This is a genomic window from Bradyrhizobium sp. USDA 4486 (assembly GCF_054057995.1).
Genome location: NZ_JBSRZV010000001.1, coordinates 5,139,587 through 5,166,112, shown reverse-complemented (window position 1 = coordinate 5,166,112; position 26,526 = coordinate 5,139,587). Strand labels below are relative to the sequence as shown.

Here is a 26,526-nt window from a genome sequence, read left to right as displayed (position 1 = left end):
TTGCGCGGTGGCTTCGCGGGGCCTGAACATGCGCCATTGATCATCTCCCAGTACGGCGCTCCTGTGAAGCTGCTTGCTTAGCTTACCCAATGTTACCCAACTTCGATCTGAATGGGTGCATATGGGCGGAAAATGACGGTTTAGCGTTCCCAACACTCGCGGCCCTGGAAGAGCAGGGCACGTGAATTTGCGGGCCAATGAGCCCAGAGGAGGGACTAATGCCAAGGACGCTAGCCGCTTTGCGCGGCCATTCGGCTCATTTTGTCAAAACCGCTCTGGTTTGCTCAACTCTCTTGGCCGCTGCGGCCGCATCTTTCGCCCAGGCCAAAGCGCAGGATATCAACTGGCGCCAGTTCGAGGGCTCTTCGATTGTGTGGGCTTACGACATCCATCCGTATGCTGACGCCGTTGCAGCACAGCTGCCTGAGTTCGAGAAGCTGACAGGCATCAAGGTGACACCCGAGCTTTATCCGGACGACGCCTACTGGAATAAGCTGACCATCCAGCTGAGCACAAAGTCGCCCTCGTGGGACGTCGTCGGCACGGGGATTCAGCCGGCTTGGGATCTCGCGCCCGGTCAACTGCTCGAGCCGCTCGACCGCTATCTAAATGACCCCAAGCTCACCTCGGCAAGCTATGACTACCAGGACTTCTTCCCCGCATTGCGCGACGCGCTGACTTGGCAAGTCAAAGGCGGGCAAATCGAAGCAGGCCGGGGTCAAGTGTGGGCTATCCCGCACGGGTTCGAAAACATCCAATTATTCTACCGCAAAGACATTCTGGACAAGCACGGTATCAAGGTTCCGGAAACCCCGCCGGAAATGTCCGCGGCTTGCGAGAAGCTGAAATCTGCGGATCCGGCGATCACACCTCTGGGCGTGCGGGGAGTCCGCTTTTGGAGCAGCATCCACACGGCCGCAATCTCGATTGCCAAGTCTTACGGTGTGCACGACTTCGTCGCCAAGGACGGCAAATTAGAAACTGGCCTCGATTCGGCTGAGTCGGTCGCCTTCCACAAGGATTATGTGGAGATGATCAAGAAGTGCGCTGCTCCATCCTTTGCCAACGACAACTGGTATCAGGTGGTCGATGGCATCAATTCGGGTCGGACAGCGATGGCGATCGATTCCAACATGTTTGGGTTCTGGAACGATGTCGCCGGCAAGCCCGCTTCTGGCAAGATTGCATTCGCTCCCCCTCTGCGCGCTCCGAATAGCAAGAATTTCGAATCGAACATCTGGATCTGGTCCCTGGCCATGAATGCGGCCTCTCAGAAAAAGGGCGCAGCTTGGCTGTTCATCCAGTGGGCGACGTCAAAGCAGGTCGAGCTCAACGGTGCCGTCGCCGGGAAGCTCGTCAACTCTCCGCGCGCCTCGACCTGGAGCGACAAAGTTTGGCTCGACTACGCGGCGCAACCGGAATTCACGAACTTCGTGGATACCTTCAAAATCGTGCAGGACAGGGCTGCATTGGCCTTTACGCCGCGCGCAGGATTTGCCGAGGCAATGAACGCCTGGGCAGTCGCCATGCAGAAAATGGTCAACGGCGCGGACGTGAAGGCGACTTTGACCGACCTCGCCTCCGAGATCCGCTCCTCCATGTGACGCGGTTTGGGGGGCGGCATAAGGGTTTGCCGCCCCCAGCAGGCCCGACTATCTTTTGAGAAGTGAGCGATGGACCTTCAAGGCATCGACGCAATCGTGACGCTACAATCATCGGCAGACCAGCTGGCCTCGTCCAAAAACGAGCAGGTGCAAAAGGCCGAGCAGAATGCTCTTGACTGGTGGAGCCTTGCTGCGATTGCCCCCGCAATCATCATCCTGCTTGGTTTTCTTTTTCTGTTTTTCTATGGGGTGTTTCAATCACTCACCGATCTTAAGTTTGGCCGTCCCGTGGTTCGCTTCATTGGAGTGACCAACTATGAAGTGGCAATCAAGAGCCAAGATTTCTGGAATAGCGTGCGGGCGACTATGGCGTATGCCTGCTCCGCCGTGCTCGCCGAAGCGTTCTTTGGGCTTGCGCTCGCCAAATTGTTCGCAAGTGGGGTGTTCCTTGCCCGGCTGATGCGGCCCGTCATTCTCCTTCCTCTGGTTCTGCCGCCAATGAGCGTCGCCTTGATGTGGACCACAATGATGGATCCGCAGAATGGGATCCTGAACTATTTGCTTTCGCTCGTTGGGATCGGACGGTTCGCATGGATTTCGGACGCCAGCACGGCGATGTTCTCACTGGTTCTCATGGACATATGGACTTACACACCATTTTTTGCGCTCATCATCTTCGCCGGCTTGCAGGGCATCAACGATGAGGTCAGAGAAGCCGCACGGGTCAATGGAGCGGGGCGTTGGGCAACGTTCCTCCATATCGAACTTCCCCTCATCGCACCGTACATCCTGATCGCCGCGGTATTTCGGCTGATCGAATCCCTCAATCAGTTCGATATCATCTTCGGAACAACACAGGGCGGCCCGGGCGACAGTACCTCGGTGCTTTCGGTTCGCGCCTACATCACGGCCTTTCAAAATCTCGCCTTCGGGCGTGGTGCCGCGCTCATGGTTGTCAATTGGATGATCGTGCTTCTCGCGACCTTTGCCATAGTGAGATTGTGGCGGTTGCTCCATCAGCGCGTAAGCTAGAGGAGGCTCACATGCGTTTTAATCGCTCAACGCCTGCAAGCTTGTTCCTTAACCTGCTGATTGTCGCTTGTACACTGATCCTGACATTTCCGTTGGTCTGGATCGTGATGATGTCGCTGAAGCAGCAGGCCGAGGTCATGACCTGGCCGCCGCGCTTTATCTTCACTCCGACATTTGAAAACTTCCGCGTTTTGTTCGATGCCGCCCACGCCGGGGCAACAAGCTACGGTACCATCAAGGTTGATTTCTTGACCCCGGTCACCAATAGCGTCGTCATCTCGCTTGGTGCGGTGCTCGTATCGCTCGTTGCCGGGGTACCGGCAGGCTACGTCTTGGCGAGGCGTGATATCCCAATGAAGGAGGACATCGCATTCTTCATTCTGGGCTTCCGCTTCGCGCCGGCTCTCCTTGTCGTCATACCGCTGTTCAGCGTGTTTCAGACAGTCGGCCTTTATGACACCTATTTTGGTATGATCTGGGTCTATCAAGCGGTCACGCTGCCAATGATCATTTGGCTGAGCCGTTCATATATCGAGGACATCCCAAAAGACATTGAGGAGGCGGCCGCCATGGATGGCGCAAAGCCATTCCGGGTTGTCTGGCACATCGTTCTTCCGCTTCTAAAGCCCGGCTTGATAGGCGCCTCTTTGCTTATCTTTCTGCTCGCGTGGCACAACTTCGCGCTCGGCCTGATCCTCAGTTCGACGAAAGCGCCAGTCACGGTCGCCCTCCTCAAGCTGCTCAATCCGGGCGTTCAGTTCTATCCGGTGATGGCTGCGGGTCTGGTGGTGACCATGATTGTGCCGATCGTCCTGATTATCCTTGGCCAGCGTCATCTCGAACGTGGTCTTACCTTCGGGGCCGTGAAATGAGCCCCAGACCATTGATGTTCTTCGGAACGACCAATCTCGACCTCTGCTTCAACGTCGAGCGGCTTCCAACGCCGGGTGAAAGCCTGATGGGAAGCTTAAAGCGGAATGCGGGAGGCAAGGGCGCCAATCAGGCGGTCGCCGCCGCTCGATTGGGCCTTCGGCCGAGCTTCTACACCCGGCTTGGCGATGATGACGCCGGTCGATCGTTGCTGCAAGCGCTGCGTGAGGCAGGTGTCCGTCTCGATGCCATTGCGGTATGCCCAGGGGAGATATCGGGTTCTGCCCTCGTCCTGGTCGGCGACGACGGCTCCAACATCATTGTCATAGACCCGGGAGCCAATGCAAATGTCACACCAAGCATGGTCGAAAAGGCAGCCGAATTCATTGAGCGGGACGCAATCGTCGTTGCCGAGATGGGCATGCCCGTCCCCGCGCTCCATCACCTCTTTGCAATGAAGAGCAGCAAAGGATTCGAGCTCATTTTTAATCCGGCCCCCGTGAGGGCAGGCCTGTCCGCGGCGGCGTGGAGGAGTGTCGATTTCCTCACTCCAAACCAGACGGAAGCTTTCGAGCTCACCGGTGTCGAGGTGCACGACTTCGACAGCGCGGCTCATGCGGCCGGAAAGCTTCTCGATCTCGGGCCGAGAGCTGCCCTGATCACGCTTGGTGCGCAGGGGGCCTACTACGCCGATGCCAGCGCGTCTTTTGCGCTCAGGGCATTTCCTGTGAAGGTCGTTGATACGACCGCCGCTGGCGATGCCTTTAATGGAGCCTTCGCAGCCTCTCTTGCCCACCGGTTGCCGATACGAGAAGCGATCAAAAGGGCGCTCGCGGTTGCCGCCTTATGTGTGACGCGACGCGGCGCCCAAAGCTCGATGCCCAGCAGTGGGGCCGTCGACGAATTCTTAAATTCTCAAACGATCTTGGAGTTGGAATGACCGAACAGTTCTCAGTTGCAGACAGGACCGTGCTCGTGACCGGTGCGGGTGGGGGCATTGGCTCAGCCATCGCCAATGCTTTCCGTCAAGGCGGTGCAAACGTCCTGGCAACCGACGTAAATGTGGAAAACCTTCGGGACATTCTGACGCGCTTGCCGCACGGCAACGGCATCCTGCCGATGAGCATGGATGTGTCACAAGAAGATGATGTCGGCAGGGTGCTTGATGAGATCGCCCAGCGCTTCGGCAGGCTCGACGTCTTGATCAACAACGCCGGAATAAAATCGGCTCAGCCTCTTCTGACCGGCAATTCCGATAGAATCGAAAAGACCATACAGATCAATTCCGTCGCGGTGCTTCGCTGTGCGAAGCTAGCGATCGAGCGCTTCATGAAGAGCAAGGGCGGCCGCATCGTCAATGTCGGGTCCTCGTTGTCATCTCAAGGCGCGGTTTTCAACTACCAGGCTGGCGGCGCTGATTATTGCTTGTCAAAGGCCATTGTGCACGACGTGACAAAGCTGCTCGCCTATGAATGCGCTCCGCTCAAGATCAACGTCAACGCGATTGCACCCGGGATCATCGATACCCCCATGCACGGGCGTCCGCGGGAGGAGACCGAAGCGCGCCACAGTGGCCGAATTCCGCTGGGCCGGGTCGGATTGCCCGAGGATATCGCAGGCCTCGCCGTGTTCCTGGCCAGCCCCGCGGCCTCCTACATGACCGGGCAGATCGTCCATGTGAATGGCGGGATGCTGATGAATGGTTAGCACCGGCTCAAACGTGAACTGGCCGCCAATAGAAGGGATCATCTCGGACCTGGATGGCGTGATCTATCGCGGCAGCACCGCAATCGCGGATGCGATAGAAGCATTTACGCGATGGCAGGAAGCCGGCGTGCCGTTCTGTTTCGTGACGAACAATTCCACGCATACCCCCGAGGACGTCGTCCGCAAGCTGAGAGAATTTGGTCTTTCCATCGCACCGTCAGAGGTCGTTACAAGCGCCATCACCGCCGCAGAGCTCATTCGAGCGAATTATCCGCAGCTGACGCGAATCTATGTCATCGGCGCTCCCTCGCTTGTCACGGCCATGCGCGATGTTGGGCTGGAGGTCACTGACCGAACGCCTGAAGCCGTTGTGATGGGGCTTGACCGGGATATCACGCACGAGAAGATGCGAATTGCCGTTGAGGCGATCCTCAATGGCGCTCTCTTCATCGGAACCAATCCCGATCTTCTGCTGCCGACGGCCAGCGGCTTCGAGCCTGGGGCTGGTGCGACGATTGCAGCTGTGGCTGCCGCTACGCAAGTGCAGCCTACGATCGTCGGAAAGCCGCAAGGGCCGATGATAGAGACCGCGCTCTCACGCGTTGGTACGAACCGCGGTTCGACCATTATGATCGGCGACCAAGTTGCTACGGATATTCAAGCCGGACAGAGGGCGGGTCTTGTCACGGTGCTTGTTACAACCGGCGTGCCGACGCGTCAGGATCCGTCCTTGATGGCCCCCGACTTCATCGTATCGAGCTTGCGCGAAATTGAAGTAAGTGCTGCTCGCGCGGCCGAGGTGCGACAGAGGAGGGCATAATGGCCAATGTTCGCCTGGACGGCCTGAAGAAGGCCTATGGGACCATCGAGATCCTGCGTAATATCGACCTGACCATCGCTCACGGCGAATTTGTCGTCTTCGTTGGTCCGTCCGGGTCAGGCAAATCCACGCTTCTGCGCATGATTGGCGGGCTCGAGCCCATCAGCGGTGGGCGGCTCCTCATCGACAATGAGCTCGTCAACGACGTCGATGCGGCCGATCGCAACCTCGGCATGGTCTTTCAGAGTTACGCTCTCTATCCGCATATGACGGTGAGAGAGAACCTGGCCTTTCCCCTGCGCATGGCCAAAGCCTCGAAAGCGGAGATCGCCGCCAAGATAGCCACAACAGCGGCGCTATTGCAGATCGACCATCTATTGGATCGCAAGCCTCGACAACTTTCAGGCGGGCAACGCCAGCGCGTCGCAATCGGGCGGGCCATCATGCGAGAACCAAAAGTGTTTCTGTTCGATGAGCCCCTGTCCAACCTCGACACCGAGTTGCGCGTGCAAATGCGGGTTCAGATCGCCAAGCTGCACAAGCAGCTCGGAAATACCATGATCTATGTGACGCATGACCAGGTCGAGGCGATGACCATGGCTGACAAGATCGTCGTCCTCAAGGACGGCAACATCGAACAGGTCGGCAGCCCCCACGATCTATATCACAATCCGGCCTCGCGCTTTGTGGCAGGATTCATCGGCTCGCCGAAGATGAATTTCCTGGGCGGCAAGGTCGAGGCAGCTCACGAGCATGGCCTGGACGTCCGACTGGAGGCCGGTTCTACAATCTCCGTTCCGGTCCAGCCGGACCAAATGCTAATTGGCAAGCCGGTCACTGTCGGAATTCGCCCGGATGACTTCTCCTCACCGGCACCCGAGCAGCAGGAGATTTCTATTGGCCTCGAGGTGGATTTCGTTGAGCATCTCGGAAGTGTCACGTACATCTACGGTAACGTTGGAGACGAAACGGTCGTCGCCAGGGCACCAAAATCCGGCTCGCGCAAAGGCGCCGGAAAGCTTACCCTCACCGCCGCTCCAGCCGATTGCCACTTGTTCATGAGCAATGGAAAGGCGGTTCGGCGGTTGCAAGCGCCTGCGACTTGGAGCTAGTCTCGACGTCGAGCCGTGCGATGATGCCGGCTCCGGATGGACACGCGGACCACTGAGGTGAAGGCAGCCGGCATCAGGCAGTTCTTCCGGAATTCCCGTTCGTTTGTCCTTGGTGCGGGGATCGGATCGGGCATGACGGCCAGGGCCGCGGAGCGGGCGGGCGCCGATTTCGTGCTCGCACTCAATGCTGGCCGTTTTCGTGCCATGGGCGGGGCCTCGCCCGCCTCGATTCTTCCAATCCGCAATAGTAACGAGTTCGTAGCGGGGTTCGGACGGACCGAGATCCTGCCAAATACGAAACTGCCGGTCTTCTTCGGCACCTGTACATTCGACCCCGAGCTTGATCTGGATCGATGGCTCGACCGGATCATCAAGTGGGGATTTGCTGGCGTGACCAACTTCCCTTCGGTCATACACATCGATGATGACCGCAGGTCGTTGCTCGAGAAGTCCGGCCTTGGCTATTCCCGGGAGATCGAGCTCCTTGTGAAGGCTGCAAAACGCGGCCTGATGACGATTGCCTATACTCGCACTCAATCTGAAGCGCGTCGAATGGTCGAAGCCGGCGCCGAGGCCATTTGCATCAACTTCAATCTAAACCGCGCGGTTGAAAGCGGGTCCGATCCATCGATCAGCCTGTCTGAACTTGCAGCGCGTACGAATGCCGTTGCGCGCGTTGCTCAATCCGTCAATAAGAGCACTATCTGCTTGCTTGGGGGCGGCCCGATCACAAAGCCGGACGAGCTCCTGGACATCTGCCGCGAAACCGGAATCCAAGGGTTCATCGGAGGCTCTTCGCTGGACCGCGTGCCTCTGGAGATGTCGGTCCTCGAGGTGACGTCGGGCTTCAAGACCATCCACCTGTTGCGCGAGAAGGTGGATCTGCTCGAAAGGAAGCTGCAGTTGAGTGGCTTTAGGCACGGCGTCATCGCGCAGTCCTCGGCAATGAAGCGCGTCCTCGAGATGGCCAAACGCGTTGCGGCAACCCCCAGCCCAGTCCTCATCTGGGGCGAGACCGGCTCCGGCAAGCGTAGAATAGCAAGCCTGGTTCACGCGTTCAGCGAGCGCAGGCACGCCAAGGCGACGCTGTTTCATTGCCGACCCGGTCCGGCGATGGATACACTCGGCCCCTTTTTCGGCGCCGAGCGGCTTGAGAGTGGCAGACGCCAATTGTCGCTGCTGGAGGCATCGAGCGACGGCGCCGTCTTGCTGCTGCATGTTGACCAGCTTTCGCGCGAAGGCCAGGAGCGCCTTGCCGATTACCTGGAGACAGGCGGGTTTACCCCTCTGAACGGGGTAACTGTCATGCGCTCCCACGCCCGGATCATTGCGACCGCGACGGTGGCCCGAGGCGCTGGCCTTGAAACGGTTCTGTGCGCGCGGCTTCTCGACCTTTTTACCGGGTTGGATGTCCAGTTACCTTCGCTACCCGACAGGCTTGAAGATCTGCCGCAACTCGTTCAACACTTCACCGTCGAAGCCAAAGGAGATTCCAGCGCCCAGACGCTCACGATCGAAAACTCTGCATTCCTTGCGCTCGCCGGGCACGACTGGCCAGGCAATTTGCGCGAGTTGCGGCAGATCGTGAACCAGCTCGTGACCCTGCCATCAAGTCACATCACCGGTGAGGTGCTAAAGCCGTTGTTGCAGCCCCCTTCAGGCGCACGGCCCGCGGCCTCGCTGTCCGAGCGGGACTGGATTATCGAGGGCCTTAAGAGAAACCGGCTTCACCGCGGCAAGACTGCTCGCTCTCTCGGGCTTTCGCGCAAAACCCTCTACAACAAAATCAAGAAACTACGGATCCTCGAATAAGGCCTCATGCCCGTCGAAGCGGCTGCTTGGCCGTGGAGGCCTGCTCCAGAGAGAACTTCGGTACCGACGACGATCCATGAGAGCCAAGGCTTATGAGCCTGATGTCCGATCCAATCGGCAGTGCAAGCGCCTCGGGTCGCAGATAGACGGACCCATCCAGTTGCGAACCTAGCCGTTGCTCCGCGGCTGTTATCTTTGCCTCGTCCGCCGCGACAAACAGGACTTTGAACCCTCGGCTTGCAAACCACTCCATACGGCGAAGCTCGAGCTCGTGACCGCGATCGAGCGGCACTCCTGCCGGTGTCCGTTCAATCATGGAGGCAGGCGGAAAGTTCGTCACTCCGGTCATCCTTGCACCTTCCAACAAATCACCAAGATCTTCCCAGCATGCAAACGGGTCGATCATGACGATCGCCGCATAGCAGGAAGGGGGCACTTTGGGCCCCGCTTGCAAGTCCCGCAGGAGACAGTCGTTCCAGTCGATGACGGGAAGCGTGGCCATGACCAGCATGGCGTTCTGTGGAAGGGTCCGCAGTGACGGCGCATAGATCGTCATCTGATCACCGCGAGACGAGGAGAGACTTGCGGCAAGGCGACCTACTCTCACGGTTTCTACCCAACCCTACCCAATTGATGCTTCCGCCGATCTTACACGCCGCTTCATCCAGGTCTAGACCACGACGTTACCGGAGCAACGTCCTGTCCTTCTTTGGCGTAGGAGCCAGGTTCGGCTGGGAAGGGGTGGTCGTCGGCGCCGTTTCCTCCTGGCTGCATGACGGGGCTCTTCGCGCCCGTCCTGAGTGCCGGATGCGATTTGCTGCAGGGTACTGAGCGAGCTCCGCTCGCGGTGAAAGAGGGCCCGTGAAGCGCGTCTCGGGTAAAGAAATTTTGCGCGAACTATCTGCGCGCTACGGATCCGCTAGCAGACCGGCTCGTCTGCTTCCTCCCTGACTGGCGCCGCTGCTGGAAAACTCCAGCAGCGGCATCTTTTTGACTCGGAGCGCGCCTCGCCGCGCGCTCGGCTACTGGTGTCGCGGAATTAGACGTCCTTGCGATCATGCGGGCGGCTTAATCCATCAAAGATCCGCCAGCTACGCTTGCCCCGGTCGGTTCATGGGAGGCGGCTTCCAATCCACACGGTGGCGCTCAATCACCTCGCTTCGGAACTACTGTACCTCATCGGGCGCCTTCATCGAAACGCAGAGGGCCCCGTCAGGTCGCTCCATCGCGAGGGGTCCTTTCGATGATGCGGCAGGCCCCGGCACGCTCTTGGCTGGCTAACGACCTCGGACGCTAATATCCCCCAATGAGCCTACCATGTGTGTTAGTTCAATGGGTTATCCTAGCCATAGCCTGGGGGTGTTCGCCTAAGATCCGCACCTGGAGGTCGGTGCCAGCGGCCCAGTTTGGGCTGAAGCGGTTCGGGATGCTCGGATTGGATCCGGCGGCTCTGAAGAGACGTTCCAAGAGATGTTTCCGAATCTCGCCGAACGCAAAGAGGCACCCCTCGCCAGTCTGAAGTGGATCATTCTCTCGATTTCGGAGGCCTGGACCGGCGGCTATGCCGTACGTAGATTTCTGCTCACGGTCGAATTCGTTTCAACACCACGCCCGCGCCGATCGGCCTCTGAGGCCGAAAAGCAAATCCGAATAGCCGCTTCATTTCAAGCTGGATCGGCTGATTATGCCCTGTATCGTGTTCGCATGAGAGAAACTTATTCCCATATCCAGCGCAAGCTTGAAAAATTGTTCGACGGCTTCGTGCTTGGGAATGCGGTGCCGTCGGCAAATTGCGATCGCCTTCTTCGCAAGATCGATCCCATCGCTCCCGCTGACCCACTCGGGGTTGTCGACTTCCCGTTCGAATTCGGAAATTACCCCGGTCGGTAATTCGCATCCCTGCAGAAAATATCTAAGATACGGCTTGAAGTGAGGGTGCTCGAAGATCTCTTCACCTCTGGTGCCGTTTCTTTCGAAAAGGCTTTGCCGAGACCCCTTCAGGCGGCCTGGCTTGTACTTGGGATCCGTGAAAAAACTGACGCGATGCTGAGGTATCGCCCCACGATCGATGAGAGATTTCATCAGCGCCAAAATCGGTGCGCGATTGCTTTGGTAGACTGCGTGTGGATCGATCGCAACGGGCAAGTCATCCCGAAGATCAATCTTACTCAGAAGCTCTTGTTCTTCGGGTGTTAAAGCAATGTGGTACCTGTTCATGCGGTTGTTTTGGGGCACGCCCAACTCTCCGTTCGACTAAGGCGAATGGCTGGGATCGATATGCGCTTATCCTACTTTCCAGTCAGGTTGGCCTGCGGCTTCCAACATGGGAACCTCTAGACTGGGAATCTCCGGCATCGCCTTGCCGGCAATCGCTTGCAGGTCACCAACCATGCCGACGGTCGATTCGATCACGGCCAATATTTGCGTTTCGCGCTTGGCCCACTGCCTTCCCAAGAATTTGCGCTCCTTATCCAAATCCTCGCGCATTTCGTTAAACTTTTCGACCACGGCATCCACCCGTTGGCGGAATTTTGTGCCGGTCAGGTATTGGTAGACCTGCTCCATCTTGGTCTGCTGTCCCTGTTGAACCATGCGCGAACTGTTGACGTCGATAAGTCCCTGGCGGAGAGCCACTGCAACCGGGAGCGCACATCGCGGATGAGCAACCCAGATGCCGCCGATGAGATCGAAATGCTCTACATGCTTTGGTAGAGCCAGTGAGACGATAAGCGCCACGTCCGCGCCACAGCGGCGTTGATCATCGCGAAGTTTTGCAAGCCAGCCGTCGCTCCAGGCCTTAGTCCGCTTCGACTCCCATAGGATGATGCCGGCGGGCTGACCGATCGAGCCGTTCACCTGCTGCATCACGTCGGCACCGAGCTCACCCTTGCCGACAGGCTCAATCAGATCTGTGGGAAACCTTCCCCGGAGCAACTCCTCCAGCTCAAGTTCGAGAACCTCACCTTGCGACTGTTGCGAACCTTGCTCGGCCTTGCGCTTCAACTCTTCGATCGTGCGGGCCATGGACTCGATTGTTTGGTCCTTTTCCGCAACGCGCAAGCGCGCGGCTTCGTCGGCATCCTGCCTTGCCTTAGTCTGGATTTCCCCGAGGGATGCGTGCACGCGTTTTTCTATGGTTAAGTCGAGCTCCCGCTTTTCCTCTTCGAGCGCTCGTTGTTGTCGCATCAACTCGGCTTGTTGCTTCTGGGCCTCGGCCAGCTTGAGGTTGTTGTTAGCCAAGCTGGCCCTTAGCTCTGCAGCCTCCGCTTCCTTCGCTTGTAGCTCAGCGGCAGCCGCCTCGCGCGCCTTCCTTCCCTCGCTAGAGGCAAGTTGCGCCCTCTCTATCGCCAATCGTTGTGCGACCCGGTCTTCAAGTTGCTCGCGTTCCCTCGTAAGTTGCTCGCGTTCCAGCCGCAGCGCCTCGACTTTTCGAGCCAACTCGGCGTCCTTGCTCGCCAGCTGTTCCTGAAAGCGCTGACGCGTTTCCGCGAGCAGCGGAGCAGCCAATGATTCCGTCAGGTGGATCTCGTGATTGCAGTTGGGGCATTGCAAGGTCGGTTCAGTTGAAGCGCCGGCTGCGATTGCTTTAAAGTTCATGAACTTCCCCATTCCGACCGGTCTCGATTGAAAATCATCCAAGTGCGATTGGGCCGTCTGCGGCGGCGATGTCTACATGCTGTTTTGCCGGTCGCCGCGCTTTTCCACGCAATCCGCACTTTTGAGCCGGGCAGAAATCGCCCGCTCTTTGGCAAAGAACTGGCTTTGCCGCATTGAGCGAGGTTGAAAGGGCAGTCTTCGATGTTCCTGTTATGTACTCACGAGGCCGCCGTCAATTGGTTTCCCATCTGATGCATGTCGGGATCGGATGAGCGGGCCCATGTTGAGGCGCAAGGTGCACACGGGTAATTCTCAGCCTTCTTAGGGAAGTTTTGGCGTGTTAAGGCGCCAATATGAGACTTTGCGGTAGCTTAAGGCGCCGAGTAGTTGACATAGCCGAGGAAAGTGTTATGTTTCTCGGTGCCGTAAGGCGCCAATAAGCCTTTTAAGGGAGCCTTAAGACGCCATGCCTCCTCGCAGTCAGTTTATCAGCGCACCACCCTCTGCCGTTCAGGAAGCGATCAAGCGCTTGGGCAACAATCTCCGGACCGCGCGCCTGCGCCGCAACCTGAGCCATACAGAGCTGGCAACTAAGCTGGGCGTAGATCGGCACGTCATCGCCGATGCTGAGAACGGAAAACTGAGCACCAGTGCCGGCGTGTATCTCGGCATGCTGTGGGCAATGAATCTTCTCCCGTCTCTTGCCGACGTTGCCAACCCGAAGAACGATGAGGAGGGGCTCGCTCTAAGCGGCCTCGATGAGCGCGAGCGTGCGCGACAGGGGGGGGGACCAAGCAATGCCTTCTGAGGAATGTTTCGTCTATATCACGCTGCCAGGCCAGACAGAACCGGTTACGGCCGGGCGGTATCAGCTCGACACGACACGCCAAGGTGCCGCCGTTGGACAATTCGTCTATGGCCGCAGCTACCTCGAGCGAAAGGATCGCGTCGAGTTCGATCCGGTCGAGCTCAAGATTCAAGTTCCGCCATTCCGGACAACGAAGCTGCGGGGCAATTTTGGCGCGTTGCGCGACAGCTCTCCGGACGCCTGGGGACGCAAGCTGATCGAAACTCGTCTGGGCAATCCGTCGCCGAGCGAAATTCAATATCTGCTCAATTCACCCGACGATCGCGCCGGCGCTTTGGGTTTTGGTCTCAACGTGCAACCGCCGGCACCTGTTCGTACGTTCAACAAGACGGTGGACTTGGCGCGTTTAATCGAAGTAGCCGACCAGATCGTTGCCGCCGAGAAGGATCCAGCAGCAGCAGCACCAGCAGGTGCTGACGCTGAACAGGCAGAGGCGTTGATGCGCGCGGGCACTTCGATGGGGGGCGCGCGGCCGAAGGCTACTGTCGAGGACGAGGGTGCGCTTTGGCTCGCGAAATTCCCCCACCGCGACGATCGATGGAATAACCCTCGGGTCGAGCACGCCATGCTGACCCTTGCTCGCGGGTGCGGGATCTCGTGCGCAGAGAGCCAGATGACCACGATCGGCGATAAAGATGTCGTCCTGATTAAACGGTTCGATCGGAATAAGGCGGAGAAGGGTTACCACCGCAGCAGGATGGTGAGCGCCTTGACGCTGCTCGATGCCGATGACACGCCTGATACTGTCGATAAGCGTCGAAGATGGTCATATCTCCTGCTGGCTGACGAAATTCGGCGAGCCGCATCCGGAACTCAGTCGAAAGATCTGCCAGAGCTGTTTCGGCGGGTGTGCTTTAACGCTCTCATCTCCAATACCGACGATCATCCACGTAACCACGCCATGTTGGCAAAGGACCAAGCGTGGTCTCTATCACCGGCATACGACCTCACCCCGAACCCGATGATTGCCTTGGAGCGCCGGGACCTGGCGATGGCGTTTGGCAACTGGGGGCGTTACGCCAACCGGCTCAATTTGCTCTCGCAGAGCGAACGTTTCCTCTTATCAAAAGAAGAGGCAACGGCAATCGTAGACGGCATGAAAGCGACCATTGGGGAGTCCTGGTATAGGGTCTGCCGACAGGTTGGCGTCAGCGAGCGTGACTGCGAATTGATCCGTAGCGCGTTCGTTTACGAAGGCTTCGGTTACGATTTGGCTGATCCGACGATCGCAACCGACGACGCCGAAGAGCTGCCAACGACCCGTCCGCGTTAAAACGAACGGGAAATCTGCCGAAGCGCGATGATCGCGCGCTCACAGGCGGCCGCCACAAGGCGCCAACCGACGGTGGACAAGACATCTAGGTCGCTAGTCGTGAGCGTGGCCGGAGGAACGCCGCAGATGCCCGATAATATCTGAATAGCGGCCAGCTTTTTCGACGCGTCGGACCAACTGCGCCAGGATCGGTAGCTTGCTTCTGGCTGTTCGAAACGCCTCATAGTCGTCCGTTCTTTAATCGCGGGCACCATGTCAACCCCGATAGACACAAATGATCCGCTGCCGGGGTTCATGGTTCTTTCCGCGGTCATCTCTATGCAGGAGCGCCGCATGATGGCGTTCAAGAGGTGTGGCATCCCGATGTTAAGAGCGCGGTGCGTAAAGCCCGCAGGGACGACTTCGAGATTGCCCACACCATCGTCCCGGCAGGGACGCTTGTTCCGCCGAAGGCGGATCCGGGTTGGTTTAAGACCGGTTCATGCGGTGCGCATCTCTGCCTGGAATTCAGTGCCATCAGTCCAGATGGCATGGAGGATGACAGCCATTTTGCGAGCGACGGCAACCTTGGCCTTCTTGGTACCGATGCGTTTGGCCAGTTTGCTGCCCCAGCGCTTGAGCGCAGAACCTCGCCTGACAACGGTCAGCAGGACGTTCGCGGCCTCGAACAAATAAGTTCGCATCTGGTGGTTGCCGCGCTTGGAGATGCGGCCAGTGCGATCCATCTCACCGGATTGATAACGTCTTGGTGTCAGGCCGAGATAGGCGCCCACGTCGGCGGAATGTCTGAAGCGATTGGGGTCGTCGATGGTAACGACGAAGGACAGGGCAGTCAGGGGACCGACGCCGGGAACGGTCATCATTCGCCGAACAATTTGGTCGCCTTTTGCCACTGCCAAGAGTTGTCGATCGAACTTCTCGATTTGTTCAGTCAAACAGGACTGGGCAAGCAGCAGCGGTACGAAAATATCTTGCAAATCCGGCGCTTCAGCAAGCACGGCGTCCGCTTTGCGAGCCAGGGTGGTCGAGCCGGGCTTGCCGAGCACTATTCCTAACCCCTTGCACAGACCGCGCATTTGGTTGTCAATATCTCGCCGTAGATTCACCAGCTTGGTTCGAGCCGCCAGCATCGAACGAGTTTTCCAGCTCTCCACCCCCTTCACGGCAGCTTCCCGGTACCATCCCATGCGGGCCATTTCAGCCAACCCCTTGGCATCGTTCTGATCCGACTTGTTGATGCGCATTGATAACGCCGCGTTAGCGTGACGCGCATCAAGGCAAATCACCGGAAAGCCCAGTACCCTGAGTTGATGCCAAAGCCAATTGGATAGCGAGCCCGTTTCAAAAACGATTCGCTCAGCATTGCCTGCGTGACGCCGCAGGAGCTTAGCGATCGCCTCCGGATTGGTCGGCGCACAACCTTCGAATGTCACGCCGCCGGCCTGATCCAAAACGCAAATGCTGGTTTCTTCCATAGAGATGTCCAGACCAACGTACTGCTTCATAGCGCGGCTCCTTTTCGATTTGCTGACGCCGATCGTACCGATCCTCGTGTTCTCAAGAAGACGTCAGCCGCGATTACGCCATGTTAAGAATCTGGTTTGAGCGCGGGTATGAGAGGGAGCAGCTGCATCAAAGCGTTCAGTATTAGGTGCAGCAGAAGCTTCAGCCAGGCGAGGACGAGGCGAAGATTGTGGCCGACGGCGGTCAGGACGACATTGGCCGCATCGCCGTCGCGGCCCTTGAGATGGCAGCGGCCGAGGTGTCCGTCGGTCTTCATATGACCGGTCACGGGCTCGATGGCGGAGCGGCGTCTGAGTTCGCATTTGATCACCCCGAAGACGCCACGCTTTTGGCCGGAGATGAAGACGCGGCGCGGGTTTTCTGTTTCGTGACCGCGATAGCCCTTGTCGACATAGGCGCGCTCGATTCCGCAGCCAGTGAGCGCCTCGGTGCTGTTGATGACCTCGCCGAGCGTGTGCCCGTCATAGGGGTTACCCGGCAGCGCCTTGGCGTGCAGCACGAACTGGCCGCCCGGGGCGCGGGCATTGCTGGCGACGATCGAAGCCTTGACGCCGATCTCATAAGGCGCTGAGGCCTTGCCCTTACCGATGCATTCGACCTCGGGTGCGTGGAAGGAGTAAAGCTTGTATCCGCGCTGCCGCTGCTCCTGGGAGCGGATCTGGCCTGCGCGCGAAAGCGGTTGCTCGAACGCAGCTTCGAGTTCTGGCTGGCCGGCGATCTTGCGGCGGATGTCTCGGATCAGGCGGCCGAGCCGCGACCGCAGCAGGCGCAATTGCCGACGATGGCGCTTGAACTGTTTGGCATGCATAACGACCCGCCATCATCGCCGCCTGCTTGGCGATGCGCCGATAGGATTGCCGCAGCTCAAGGCCATGCGCGCGGGCCAGCCGGTTGACCCCCCTGATCGCCGCATGGACCAGCTTGGCATCGGTCGGGAAGGTGATGGCCTTGGGCTGCACGGTAGTGTCCACCGTCACCCGCTTGAGATCGCGCGCCCGCAACGCGCCGGTTGGCACCTACCCAATTTTACCCAGTCGCGCTCGTATCCGGCCTTATGAGCCATTTTACTTCGATCTAGACCTCCAAATGTCCAGAAACGTCTAGGAGGAAGATCGTGTCTCACCATTGCGCGGGCGACCAGAGGTCGGTCCGGGATGGTCACGCCTCCGATCTTGCGGGCAAGGTCGCGATTATCGCAACCTTGGACACAAAGGGCCGCGAAAGCACTTATCTCGCGCGCGTCATCGAACAGTGGGGCCGCAAGACTCTCACGATCGATGTAGGCACATCAAACAGAAGGTGCAGAAGCGAGGCGGATAGCAGCGATGCACGGGTGGCTGCACCCCCCGAGCTCTTACGGGAAATAGCCGCAAGCGCGCGTGAAGAAGTCAAGGAGCTCCTGCGATCTGGTGCGATCGACGCAGTCGTCGGAGTGGCGGGCGGCAAAGGCAGCGCAGTCTTCGGTGAAGTTGTATCGGATTTGCCATATGGATTCCCAAAGCTGCTGGTGAGCAGCGCGAGGCCAGCCCTCCTGGCCGAACTCGCCCTCCACAATGACATCATCCTCTATCCGACCCTGGTCGATCTCTTCGGAATCAACGCGTTCACCGAGCGCGTTCTCGACAACGCAGGGCGGGCCATTGCGGCGATGCGCTATGTGCCTGCTCGAGAGCGGCGGAAGACAAAGACTGTAGCGATCACGGCCTTTGGCGTGACGACCCCGGCGGCAAATCGCTGTGTAGCGCGGCTGGCAGAGGCAGGCGTCGACGCGATTGTCTTTCCGGCCAATGGCGCCGGGGGCCGGCAAGATGGAGCAGCTCGTGTCCGCCGGTGAGTTCGATGCGGTGATCGATTTGACCACAACCGAGCTCGCTGACGAGCTCGTCGGCGGCACCGCCAGTGCAGGTCCCGATCGGCTCAAAGCAGCTTCTCACCGGTTGATACCTCAGCTTATCGCGCCGGGAGCTGTCGACATGGTGAATTTTGGCCCTCCCTCGAGCGTGCCTGCCGAGTTCAAGGGGCGCCAATTCTATTCGCATACTCCCTTCACGACGCTCATGCGCACGACCGTCTCGGAGAACGAGCGCATAGGCAGGCTCACAGCAGAGCGTCTTTCGCAAGCAAAGGCGCCTGCCATCGTGTTGTGGCCGGCCAAGGGGGTGTCTGACTATGACCGAGACGGTGGAATCTTTCGAAACCCTGAAGCCGATAGAGCCTGGTTCGACGCTGTCAGGCAAAACCTACCGCCCTCGATTATCGCCCGCGAGCTGGATTGTCACATCAACGATCCGGAATTTGCAGACGCGGCCGCATCGTGGATCGTCGAACGATTGACACCAGGAGGGTCCTCGCGTGCGGATGTTTGATCGGGCCGAAATACTCGCAAAGATCACGGTTCAAGTTGCGGCGGGAAAGGCAGTGCTTGCCGCGGCGAGCAGTTGCGGGCTCGTCGCAAAATGCGCAGCTCTCGGCGGGGCTGATATGCTCGTGGTCTACAGTACTGGGTTATCGCGGTTGATGGGGCTGCCGACGAGCCGGATCGGCGATTCCAATGCGCGGACGCTTGAGCTAGCGGCGGAGATCCGCAATGTCGTCTCCTCCGTTCCTGTTATCGGCGGTGTCGAGGCCTGGGATCCCCTCCGGCTCGACCTCGATGACCTTCTGGACAAGTTCTGGGCTGCCGGCTTCTCCGGCGTGATCAACTACCCGACCATTTCAACAATGGGTGAGAAATGGCGTGAGCGTCGAGACCGCGTCGGGCTCGGCTTTGAGCGTGAAGTTGAGATGATCGCGGCGGCCCGCAAGAAGAACATCTTCTCGCTCGCCTATGTCGCAAGCCCGCACGACGCCAAAGCGATGGTAACGGCGGGAGCCGACTGCATCGTCCCACATGTCGGCGCAACCCGCGGCGGGCTTGTGGGGCATGAGGAGGGACAGTCGATTGAAGAGGCCATCAGGCGCATCAACGACATCAATGCTGCAGCTCAGGCCGTCCGCCCGGACGTCACCCTCCTCTGCCACGGCGGCGCAATCGCTGAGCCCCACGATACCTCGGAAGTCTACCGATCGACCGGATGTGTCGGCTTCGTTGGCGCCTCCTCCATCGAACGGATCCCGATCGAGCGGGCGGTGAAGGCTGCAGCCGAAGAATTCAAAGCCGTTCCGCTCCCGCGAGAGCGTCAGCATTCACTGCAGACTCCACACCGAGGCACGAATGAATAGCCCGATCACCGAATTGAACAATGCAGCTTCCTTCTCCAAAGCGAGCAAGCCAACGCACGATTCGCACACGGACGTGCTCGTGATCGGCAGCGGCGCCGCCGGACTGTCCGCAGCGCTCTATGCGGCAAAGGCCGGACTTCGCGTCACGGTCTGCGAGAAGTCTAACCGGCTTGGCGGCACGACCGCGCTCTCGAACGGCATGATCTGGGTTCCATGCTCAATGCAGGCCCGAGCCGCGAAAATCGATGATTCGATTACGAAAGCGAAGACCTATCTGCAACACGAACTTGGCAACTACTATCGCCCGGAGTTCGTGAACGCCTATCTTGAAGACGGCCCAACGGCGCTCGCCAGCTTGGAGAATGGGAGTGAAGTTAAGTTCACACTGGCCTCCGCTCCGGATTATCATTCGAGCCAAATCGGCGGGGTCGACAAGGGCCGGGCGCTGAGCCCAGTACCTTACGACGGACGGCTCCTTGGCAAGGATTTCGACCTGATAGGTGATCCGATTCGCGTCGTGCTCGGCGGTATGATGATTTCGTCCGGCGAGGTCAGAAGCTTCCTCAACCCCTTCCAGTCAGTTGCCTCGTTCAAACACGTCCTCGGCCGGGTCAGCCGCTACGCAGGCGACCGGCTGCGCTACAGGAGGGGGACTGAACTCAGTGGCGGCAATGCGCTGATCGCGCGGTTATTGGTAAGCCTTCGTAGATATGGCGTTGAAATCTGGCCACGTTGCCCGGCGATCGAACTCACGAGGGAAGGCGGGAGAGTTACTGGCGCAATCGTCAAGCGAGATGGCGCCGATCTCCGGGTCCGCGCCTCGCACGGAGTGATCCTGGCAACCGGCGGCTTTGCGCGCAACGGAAAATTGCGAGCTCAGCTCAGCGGAGCCCACCAGCACAATGATACGCTCGCCCACAGCGATGTCACTGGCGATGGCATTGCGCTCGCAGGCAAGCTCGGAGCTGCGATCGATAATGACGTGGCATCGAGCGGCTTCTGGACGCCCGTCTCGATCCTCAGGAACGGCCGCTCCTTGCAAGTGGTCCCGTACGGCTGGCTTGATCGTGGCCGTCCAGGCGTCATCGCGGTGGGGCCAAATGCCAAGCGCTTCGTCAATGAATCCAATTCGTATCATGATATCTGCCTTGCCATGTTCAACAACGGTTATCCGGTGGACAAGCGGTTCTATTTCATCTGCGACAAGGAATTCGTCCGCCTCAGGGGCATGGGATACCTGCTCCCCTGGCCATGGACATTGAGCATCAAGAAGTATGCGCGGTTGGGCTACATTGAGATTGGCCGGACTATTGCGGAGCTTGCGGCGGAATTGGGCCTCGACCCGACAGAGCTCGAGAAGACCGTTGAAGAACACAATGCCCACGCAGCTGAAGGACGCGATCCGCTCTTCAACCGCGGTGAATCGGCTTTCAACCGTGCGCTGGGAGATCCGGCGGTCGGAAAGAAAAACCCGAACCTTGGGGCTATCAAAAGCGGCCCATTCATTGCACTCCCAATTGTCCCGGCAACCCTTGGAACGGCTACCGGCCTCTCAACCGATGCCGAGGGACAGGTCCTGAATGGAAATGGCGCGCCGATCGCAGGTCTTTATGCCTGCGGCAATGACATGACCTCGCCGATGCGTGGAATCTACCCAGGGGCAGGCATTACGATCGGCCCGGCGATTGTGTTCGCCTACCGCGCAGTCGACAGCATCGTGCGGTCGGCGCGACAGGAGCAGCTCGCGGCGGCATCGGGAGCGTAAGCCGAATGTTCTCTCCTGTTCCCCTGCGACGACGGACCGGGGGTAAAGTCAAGGGTGTGGATGGTCCAACCAGCACCGCTTTGAACATCTTATGAACAGCCCTGCCGGGTTTCATGCAACTATGATCTCATGATTTGGAGGGCACGATGCGCCGCTCACGCAACGCCAAGATCGTCGCAACCGTTGGCCCGCATCAAAGCTCACCGGGAGGCAGTTGCGAGCCCCCCGTGATGCTGAACTGGTCGGTGAAGGAGTTCGCCGACCGAAGCGGGTTGTCATGCGCCGTCATCAGGCGGCTAGAAGAGTATAATGACACGCCTCCGGCGTCCGACGAGTTGCTTCAAACCTTGTAAAACACGTGTGCAAGGGAATTGAATCTACATTTCCGCTGATTGGCAAGGCAGGTGTTCGGCCGCGGGTGCAATGTCGGTTGCCCAGCGAACATTACTCAACATTACTCAGATCTCCCCTACGTTTCTCTAGGAAATCTCGCGCTGGGTGTCGTGAATGAAGTGTCGACAGGCGAGCCGCCCAAGTAGCTCACGTTCGCCTGCAACTCCCATTGCCGGGATGACCTTCTAGGAGCGCTCTCGTGGCAGAAGCCCTTCGCATTCCAACGAGTAGCCCACGCCGTCAAGCGGTCGGCGTGAAGAGGATGTGCTCGCAATCGCCGGGAATGTAACGCAGCAGCATGGACACGCTACCTATCGCCATCTTCGAGATCTTGAGCTTCGGCGCGATCGTTGTGCTGGTCGTGCTCGGCCTCGGGATCATTGCCAGCATGATGGGTATCTTCAACTTCGCCCAGGGCGAGTTCGTCCTGCTTGGCGCCTACGTCACTTATCTCGTGCACAGCGTCGGTTTGCCGGTCCCGCTCGGGATGCTTGCCGCGCCCGTCGTCGTCGGCGCGCTTGGTTTCATCCTGGAAAAGCTCGTGGTGCGACGGTTCTATGCCGCTCCAATCGTCGCGATGCTTGGCACCTATGCGCTCGGCCTGATCATTCGCGAAGTCGTGCGCGGCCTGATCGGCGGACTCTATCTCTCGGTGCCGGAACCAATCGGTGGCTCCATCACGATCGGAAGTCTGCACTTCGCCACCTGGCGCGGCGTCATCGTCATCGTCACTTTGCTGGTGATGGCCGCGAGCCATGTACTGCTTGCCTACACCTCGTTCGGGCTGCGAGTCCGCGCCTCGCTGGAGAACCCGTCGCTGGCGCGTGCCTCGGGCATCTCCACGGGCATGATCTACAGCCTCACCTTTGCGTTTGGTGCGGCGCTCGCGGGCCTCGCGGGCGCGCTGATCGTGCCAGTCTTTTCACTGTTCGCCGATCTCGGCATCCGCTTTCTTATCCAGGGTTTTGTTGCCGTGATGGTCGGCGGCGTCGGGTCCTTTGCGGGCCCGGTCGCTGGCGCCAGCGTCATCGGCACGTTCAGTGCCTCGCTGCCTTGGCTGATGTCACCGGTCATCGCCGACGTTCTGGTGTTCGTGCTCGCCATCATTTTTATCAAGTTCCGGCCGGAAGGCCTAGTTTCGGGAAGAGGGGTCAACCGATGATCAACGCCAGCCGTCAACCAAGCCGCCGCCGCTTTCTTGGTAGTTTTGCCCTCGCTTCGGCAGCAATCGCGGCGGGCCCGGGCAGCTGGCTGATCCGCCCGGACTGGGCAAATGCTGCAGAAGGCCCGATCAGGCTCGGCATTGCTACTGATCTTACGGGGTCGCTCGGCTTCGCCGGCAACACCGACGCCAATGTCGCTCGCATGCTGGTCAAGGAAATCAACGATTCCGGCGGCCTGTTGGGACGCCCCATCGAACTCCTGATTGAGGATACTGCCTCAGACGAATCCGTCGCCGTGGGAAATGTGCGCAAGCTGATTCAGCGAGACAAGGTCGACTTGGTGCTCGGCGGTATCTCGAGCTCGATGCGCAATGCGATCAAGGACGTCATCATCTCTCGCGGCAAGACGCTCTATATCTATCCGGAAGGTTACGAAGGTAAAGAGTGCACTCCTTATCTGTTCTGCACCGGGCCGGTACCGGCTCAGAATTGCGATCAGTTCATTCCCTGGTTGATCAAAAATGGTGGCAAACGCTTCGCGCTGCCTGGCTCCAATTATGTGTGGCCGCAAACAATCAACGCCTATGCGCGCAAGGTGATCGAGAGCAGCGGTGGTGAGGTCATATTTGAAGAATACTACCCGCTCGATCAGATCGACTTTTCCTCTACGGTAAACCGCATCATATCCAACAAAGTAGACGTGGTTTTCAACGCCATTGTCCCGCCCGGCGTTAGCCCGTTCTTCAAGCAGCTCTACCAAGCCGGCTTCTCCAAAAACGGCGGGCGGCTAGGCTGCGTCTATTACGACGAAAACTTCCTGGAAATGAACGAGGCTCACGAGATTGAAGGGCTTGCGAGCAGCCTCGACTACTACAAGGTGCTCGCGGCGGAGGATCCAGTGAGCGCCAGGATTCAATCGGCTTACGACAAACAATTCCCTGCCAAGTTCCGGTTCTCGGCAGGCAGCGCCGCGACCGGCACCTATCGTGGACTGAGACTGTGGGAGGCTGCAGTAAAGGAGGCCGGTACAATTGACCGCGACGCGGTAGCCGCCGCCCTCGACCACGCGAAGATTGCGGAAGGGCCGGGCGGGCCTGCCGAGATGGCGCCCGGCAAGCGCCACTGCAGGATGAACATGTATATTGGAGTGGCGAAAGGCGGCCAGTACGAGATTGTCTCGCGTAGCGCCGGCCTGGTCGATCCGAAGGAGTGCTGATGTCATCGACCGGCACTGGCATACAGCCCCCGCCACGGGTCATTGAAGCTGCTCATTCGCCCGTCCTGGCATCTGCCTTCGCACGGCGAAAGAAGGTGCTTCCGATTCTCGAACTGGCATTGCTGATTGCCGCTTCCATCGCACCTCTCGTGCTGCGGGATTACATCACCGTCTATGCGACACGGGTGCTCATTCTGTGCCTCTTCGCGTTGTCGTTCGACCTGGTGTGGGGCTATGCGGGCATCTTGAGCTTGGGGCAGTCGTTGTTCTTCGGCATGGCTGGCTACGGTGTGGCGCTGCTTTCACGCGATTTCGGTGTCGGATCGATTTTTGCCGTTCTTCCGGCCGGAACGCTGATAGGCTTTGTGGCGGCATTGTTGCTGGCAGGCTTCCTGCTGCTCGGCCGTCATCCCTCCAGTGTGGTCTTCGTTTCGCTTGGTACTATGACCGGAGCGTACGCAGCTGACCGGCTGGCGAGAGGTTCACAATATCTTGGCGGTCAGAACGGTATCCCTTCGATCCAACCGATGTCCATCGGCTCGCACGAAGTGAGCGAGGGACCAGGTTTTTACTACCTGGTGCTCGCCATTCTAGTTCTGATCTACCTTCTGTCGCGCTTTCTGTTGCGCTCCCAGTTCGGCCTAGCGCTGGCGGGATTGCGAGAGAACGAACAGCGGATCGCCTTCTTCGGGTACAAAGTGCAACATTTGAAGGCGATCATATTCGCCATCAGCGGCGCGATCGCTGGGACTGCCGGTAGCCTCTATGCGTTTCACGAGGGGTTTGTCTGGACCAACATGCTGGGCGTGGTCATGTCGACTCAGGTCGTGCTCTACGTGTTGTTCGGCGGCTCTGGGACATTGATCGGTGCGGTCATCGGCACCGCGATTGTCGAGGGCCTCAGCTTCTGGCTCTCCGATAATTATCGCGATATCTGGCCGATCATTCTCGGCGTTCTGCTGTTGCTCGTCATTCTGTTCCGCCCCCTCGGCTTGATCAGCCTCGTGCTGGGCGAGCGAGAACGTGTAGGTCATTTCGGCCCGAGCCTCAAGGAGAAGCGCAATGCCGCTCCTTGAAGCTGCCGGCATCTCCAAGGTCTTTGGCAAGCTCACCGCGCTGGATGGAGCGGCGCTCACGGTCGGCGAGAGAGAGTTTCATGGTCTGATCGGGCCGAACGGCTCGGGCAAGAGCACGCTGATGAAGTGTCTTGCAGGTGCGCTCGTGCCGACTCGAGGCAAAGTGACGTTCATCAATACTGACGTCACCTCGTTTACGCCGCCAGAGCGTGCGCGAGTCGGCATGAGCCTGAAATTCCAAATCACCGCCGTGCTACCGACCCTCACGCTTTACGACAACATCCTGCTCGCGCTGCAGGCACGGTCCTCACTGCTGGATCTGGCGTTCTCGCGCACCCGAGGACGACTGCACGAGGAGGTCATGACGATGCTGCTCCAGTTCCGGCTCGCCGACCGCGCCTTTGATGCTGCGGCGACCCTATCTCACGGGCAGCAGCAATGGTTGGAGATCGCGATGGCGCTCGCATGCCGACCGCGCCTGCTGCTGTTGGACGAGCCCACCGGCGGCATGAGCCTGGAAGAGCGCCGCGTCACCGGCGAATTGCTGCAGCCGATCAAACAGCACTGCTCGCTCGTCATCGTGGAGCACGACCTGGATTTCATTCGGGACATCTGCGACCGCCTGACCGTGCTCGATCAGGGCAAGGTGCTGGCGTCAGGAACGGTTGCCGAGATCCAGGCCAACAGAAACGTCCAGGAGATTTATCTGCGCCGTGCCTGAGTTCCTCAATATCAAGCATCTCGATGCCGGCTATGGACGCAGTCAGGTCCTGTTCGGCGTCAATATGGCCGTCCCGCCGCGTGGCGGTGTCGCCGTCCTCGGCCGCAACGGCGCCGGAAAGAGCACGCTCATGAAAGCGATTGTCGGCGAACTGCCGGCATGGAAGGGCGGCGTGCAGTTCAACGGCGAAGACATCGATCGCCGGCGGACCGAAGTGCGGGTGCGGGCCGGCATTGGATATGTGCCGCAAGAGCATTCAGTGTTCGCACGCCTCTCCGTGCGTGACAATCTCGCCGTCGGATCGCTTTTGCACCGCGATGGATCGGCAGTGGAGCGGGTGATGAAGATGTTTCCGAAACTCGGCCAGCGCCTCGATCAGCCGGCCGGAACGCTCTCCGGCGGCGAGCGCAAGATGCTCGCAATCGGGCGCGCGATCCTCGGAAACCCGAAACTCCTCCTGCTGGATGAGCCGACCGAGGGTGTCTGGGTCGGCGTCATCGAGGAGATCACCGAGCGCTTGGTCGAGCTAGCCAGAGAGATCGCCATCATCATCGTCGAGCAACATCTCGACCTCGCAATGCGCGTAGCGGAGCAAGCCTATGTGCTCGATCGCGGCCGTGTCGCGCTTTCGGGCCCGTCGCAGCAGCTGCGTAACGACCCGCGGCTGTTGACGTATTTAGCGCCGTAGAGGCGTTCGCCGGCGGCTATCTCCTGGCCGAAGGTGGCGCATTTGAGTTCCTTGCGATGGCTG

The 26,526-nt window shown here is 59.1% G+C and carries 24 protein-coding genes and 1 pseudogene; 19 read left to right on the top strand and 6 right to left on the bottom strand.

Going from position 1 to position 26,526, the window contains the following annotated elements; all coding sequences use genetic code 11:
• The first annotated feature begins 218 nt into the window (after positions 1 to 218).
• The 8 genes from ACVWY3_RS24570 (at position 219) to ACVWY3_RS24535 (ending at position 8,957) form a co-directional block, all read left to right on the top strand.
• Positions 219 to 1,604, top strand: a complete 1,386-nt coding sequence (locus ACVWY3_RS24570; protein WP_456840761.1) for an extracellular solute-binding protein — start codon at positions 219 to 221, stop codon at positions 1,602 to 1,604.
• A 69-nt stretch (positions 1,605 to 1,673) separates the two neighbouring features.
• Positions 1,674 to 2,636, top strand: coding sequence for a carbohydrate ABC transporter permease (locus ACVWY3_RS24565; protein ID WP_456840760.1), 963 nt, complete (start codon positions 1,674 to 1,676; stop codon positions 2,634 to 2,636).
• 11 nt (positions 2,637 to 2,647) lie between these two features.
• Positions 2,648 to 3,508, top strand: a complete 861-nt coding sequence (locus tag ACVWY3_RS24560; protein WP_456840759.1) for a carbohydrate ABC transporter permease — start codon at positions 2,648 to 2,650, stop codon at positions 3,506 to 3,508.
• A gap of 14 nt (positions 3,509 to 3,522) precedes the next feature.
• Positions 3,523 to 4,446 carry a ribokinase gene (locus ACVWY3_RS24555; protein ID WP_456843449.1) on the top strand — a complete coding sequence of 308 codons (924 nt, stop codon included), beginning with the start codon at positions 3,523 to 3,525 and terminating at the stop codon, positions 4,444 to 4,446.
• Positions 4,443 to 5,213 carry an SDR family NAD(P)-dependent oxidoreductase gene (locus ACVWY3_RS24550; RefSeq protein ID WP_456840758.1) on the top strand — a complete coding sequence of 257 codons (771 nt, stop codon included), beginning with the start codon at positions 4,443 to 4,445 and terminating at the stop codon, positions 5,211 to 5,213. Before ACVWY3_RS24555 ends, ACVWY3_RS24550 begins: the two co-directional genes overlap by 4 nt.
• The gene (locus tag ACVWY3_RS24545) at positions 5,206 to 6,033 is read left to right on the top strand and encodes an HAD-IIA family hydrolase (protein WP_456840757.1); all 828 of its coding nucleotides are present in this window, start codon (positions 5,206 to 5,208) and stop codon (positions 6,031 to 6,033) included. The genes ACVWY3_RS24550 and ACVWY3_RS24545 overlap by 8 nt, the downstream gene beginning before the upstream one ends.
• Positions 6,033 to 7,145, top strand: coding sequence for an ABC transporter ATP-binding protein (locus ACVWY3_RS24540; RefSeq protein ID WP_456840756.1), 1,113 nt, complete (start codon positions 6,033 to 6,035; stop codon positions 7,143 to 7,145). Before ACVWY3_RS24545 ends, ACVWY3_RS24540 begins: the two co-directional genes overlap by 1 nt.
• A gap of 36 nt (positions 7,146 to 7,181) precedes the next feature.
• The gene (locus ACVWY3_RS24535) at positions 7,182 to 8,957 is read left to right on the top strand and encodes a phosphoenolpyruvate hydrolase family protein (protein WP_194389661.1); all 1,776 of its coding nucleotides are present in this window, start codon (positions 7,182 to 7,184) and stop codon (positions 8,955 to 8,957) included.
• Between the two features lie 4 nt (positions 8,958 to 8,961).
• On the opposite strand, the gene ACVWY3_RS24530 is transcribed toward ACVWY3_RS24535, so the two are convergent.
• The 3 genes from ACVWY3_RS24530 to ACVWY3_RS24520 all read right to left on the bottom strand — a co-directional run bounded on the left by ACVWY3_RS24530 (position 8,962) and on the right by ACVWY3_RS24520 (position 12,554).
• Positions 8,962 to 9,513 carry a hypothetical protein gene (locus ACVWY3_RS24530; RefSeq protein ID WP_456840755.1) on the bottom strand — a complete coding sequence of 184 codons (552 nt, stop codon included), beginning with the start codon at positions 9,511 to 9,513 and terminating at the stop codon, positions 8,962 to 8,964.
• Positions 9,514 to 10,616: 1,103 nt separating this feature from the next.
• Positions 10,617 to 11,192 carry a hypothetical protein gene (locus ACVWY3_RS24525; protein WP_456840754.1) on the bottom strand — a complete coding sequence of 192 codons (576 nt, stop codon included), beginning with the start codon at positions 11,190 to 11,192 and terminating at the stop codon, positions 10,617 to 10,619.
• A gap of 48 nt (positions 11,193 to 11,240) precedes the next feature.
• Complete coding sequence (locus ACVWY3_RS24520) at positions 11,241 to 12,554, bottom strand: DUF2130 domain-containing protein (RefSeq protein ID WP_456840753.1); 1,314 nt, start codon at positions 12,552 to 12,554, stop codon at positions 11,241 to 11,243.
• Between the two features lie 466 nt (positions 12,555 to 13,020).
• On the opposite strand from ACVWY3_RS24520, the gene ACVWY3_RS24515 reads away from it, so the two are divergent.
• The gene (locus ACVWY3_RS24515; protein ID WP_091963993.1) at positions 13,021 to 13,362 is read left to right on the top strand and encodes a helix-turn-helix transcriptional regulator; all 342 of its coding nucleotides are present in this window, start codon (positions 13,021 to 13,023) and stop codon (positions 13,360 to 13,362) included.
• The gene (locus tag ACVWY3_RS24510) at positions 13,352 to 14,695 is read left to right on the top strand and encodes a type II toxin-antitoxin system HipA family toxin (protein WP_456840752.1); all 1,344 of its coding nucleotides are present in this window, start codon (positions 13,352 to 13,354) and stop codon (positions 14,693 to 14,695) included. The genes ACVWY3_RS24515 and ACVWY3_RS24510 overlap by 11 nt, the downstream gene beginning before the upstream one ends.
• Here the strand turns inward: ACVWY3_RS24510 and ACVWY3_RS24505 are convergent.
• The 3 genes and pseudogenes from ACVWY3_RS24505 to ACVWY3_RS24495 all read right to left on the bottom strand — a co-directional run.
• Positions 14,692 to 15,111: a hypothetical protein gene (locus ACVWY3_RS24505; protein WP_456840751.1), complete on the bottom strand. Its 420-nt coding sequence runs from the start codon at positions 15,109 to 15,111 to the stop codon at positions 14,692 to 14,694. The genes ACVWY3_RS24510 and ACVWY3_RS24505 overlap by 4 nt on opposite strands.
• 63 nt (positions 15,112 to 15,174) lie before the next feature.
• A complete protein-coding gene (locus ACVWY3_RS24500) occupies positions 15,175 to 16,200 on the bottom strand; it encodes an IS110 family RNA-guided transposase (protein ID WP_456840750.1) in 1,026 nt (341 codons plus the stop codon).
• Between the two features lie 83 nt (positions 16,201 to 16,283).
• Positions 16,284 to 17,229: pseudogene (locus ACVWY3_RS24495) on the bottom strand (IS5 family transposase); the annotation flags it as partial.
• Between the two features lie 104 nt (positions 17,230 to 17,333).
• On the opposite strand from ACVWY3_RS24495, the gene ACVWY3_RS24490 reads away from it, so the two are divergent.
• From ACVWY3_RS24490 to ACVWY3_RS24450, 9 genes are all read left to right on the top strand, one after another.
• Positions 17,334 to 18,053: a Tm-1-like ATP-binding domain-containing protein gene (locus tag ACVWY3_RS24490; RefSeq protein WP_456840749.1), complete on the top strand. Its 720-nt coding sequence runs from the start codon at positions 17,334 to 17,336 to the stop codon at positions 18,051 to 18,053.
• The gene (locus ACVWY3_RS24485; protein WP_456840748.1) at positions 18,028 to 18,585 is read left to right on the top strand and encodes a hypothetical protein; all 558 of its coding nucleotides are present in this window, start codon (positions 18,028 to 18,030) and stop codon (positions 18,583 to 18,585) included. The genes ACVWY3_RS24490 and ACVWY3_RS24485 overlap by 26 nt, the downstream gene beginning before the upstream one ends.
• Complete coding sequence (locus tag ACVWY3_RS24480) at positions 18,578 to 19,441, top strand: phosphoenolpyruvate hydrolase family protein (protein ID WP_456843448.1); 864 nt, start codon at positions 18,578 to 18,580, stop codon at positions 19,439 to 19,441. The genes ACVWY3_RS24485 and ACVWY3_RS24480 overlap by 8 nt, the downstream gene beginning before the upstream one ends.
• A complete protein-coding gene (locus ACVWY3_RS24475; RefSeq protein WP_456840747.1) occupies positions 19,434 to 21,206 on the top strand; it encodes an FAD-dependent oxidoreductase in 1,773 nt (590 codons plus the stop codon). The genes ACVWY3_RS24480 and ACVWY3_RS24475 overlap by 8 nt, the downstream gene beginning before the upstream one ends.
• Before the next feature lie 691 nt (positions 21,207 to 21,897).
• Positions 21,898 to 22,761 (top strand): branched-chain amino acid ABC transporter permease, encoded by an 864-nt coding sequence (locus ACVWY3_RS24470; RefSeq protein ID WP_341510985.1) that lies wholly within the window; start codon positions 21,898 to 21,900, stop codon positions 22,759 to 22,761.
• A complete protein-coding gene (locus ACVWY3_RS24465) occupies positions 22,758 to 23,978 on the top strand; it encodes a substrate-binding protein (protein ID WP_456840746.1) in 1,221 nt (406 codons plus the stop codon). The genes ACVWY3_RS24470 and ACVWY3_RS24465 overlap by 4 nt, the downstream gene beginning before the upstream one ends.
• A gap of 65 nt (positions 23,979 to 24,043) precedes the next feature.
• Entirely contained in the window at positions 24,044 to 25,054 is a 1,011-nt protein-coding gene (locus tag ACVWY3_RS24460; RefSeq protein WP_456843447.1) for a branched-chain amino acid ABC transporter permease, read from the top strand.
• The gene (locus ACVWY3_RS24455) at positions 25,041 to 25,775 is read left to right on the top strand and encodes an ABC transporter ATP-binding protein (RefSeq protein ID WP_456840745.1); all 735 of its coding nucleotides are present in this window, start codon (positions 25,041 to 25,043) and stop codon (positions 25,773 to 25,775) included. The genes ACVWY3_RS24460 and ACVWY3_RS24455 overlap by 14 nt, the downstream gene beginning before the upstream one ends.
• The gene (locus tag ACVWY3_RS24450; protein ID WP_456840744.1) at positions 25,768 to 26,463 is read left to right on the top strand and encodes an ABC transporter ATP-binding protein; all 696 of its coding nucleotides are present in this window, start codon (positions 25,768 to 25,770) and stop codon (positions 26,461 to 26,463) included. The genes ACVWY3_RS24455 and ACVWY3_RS24450 overlap by 8 nt, the downstream gene beginning before the upstream one ends.
• Positions 26,464 to 26,526 lie beyond the last annotated feature (63 nt).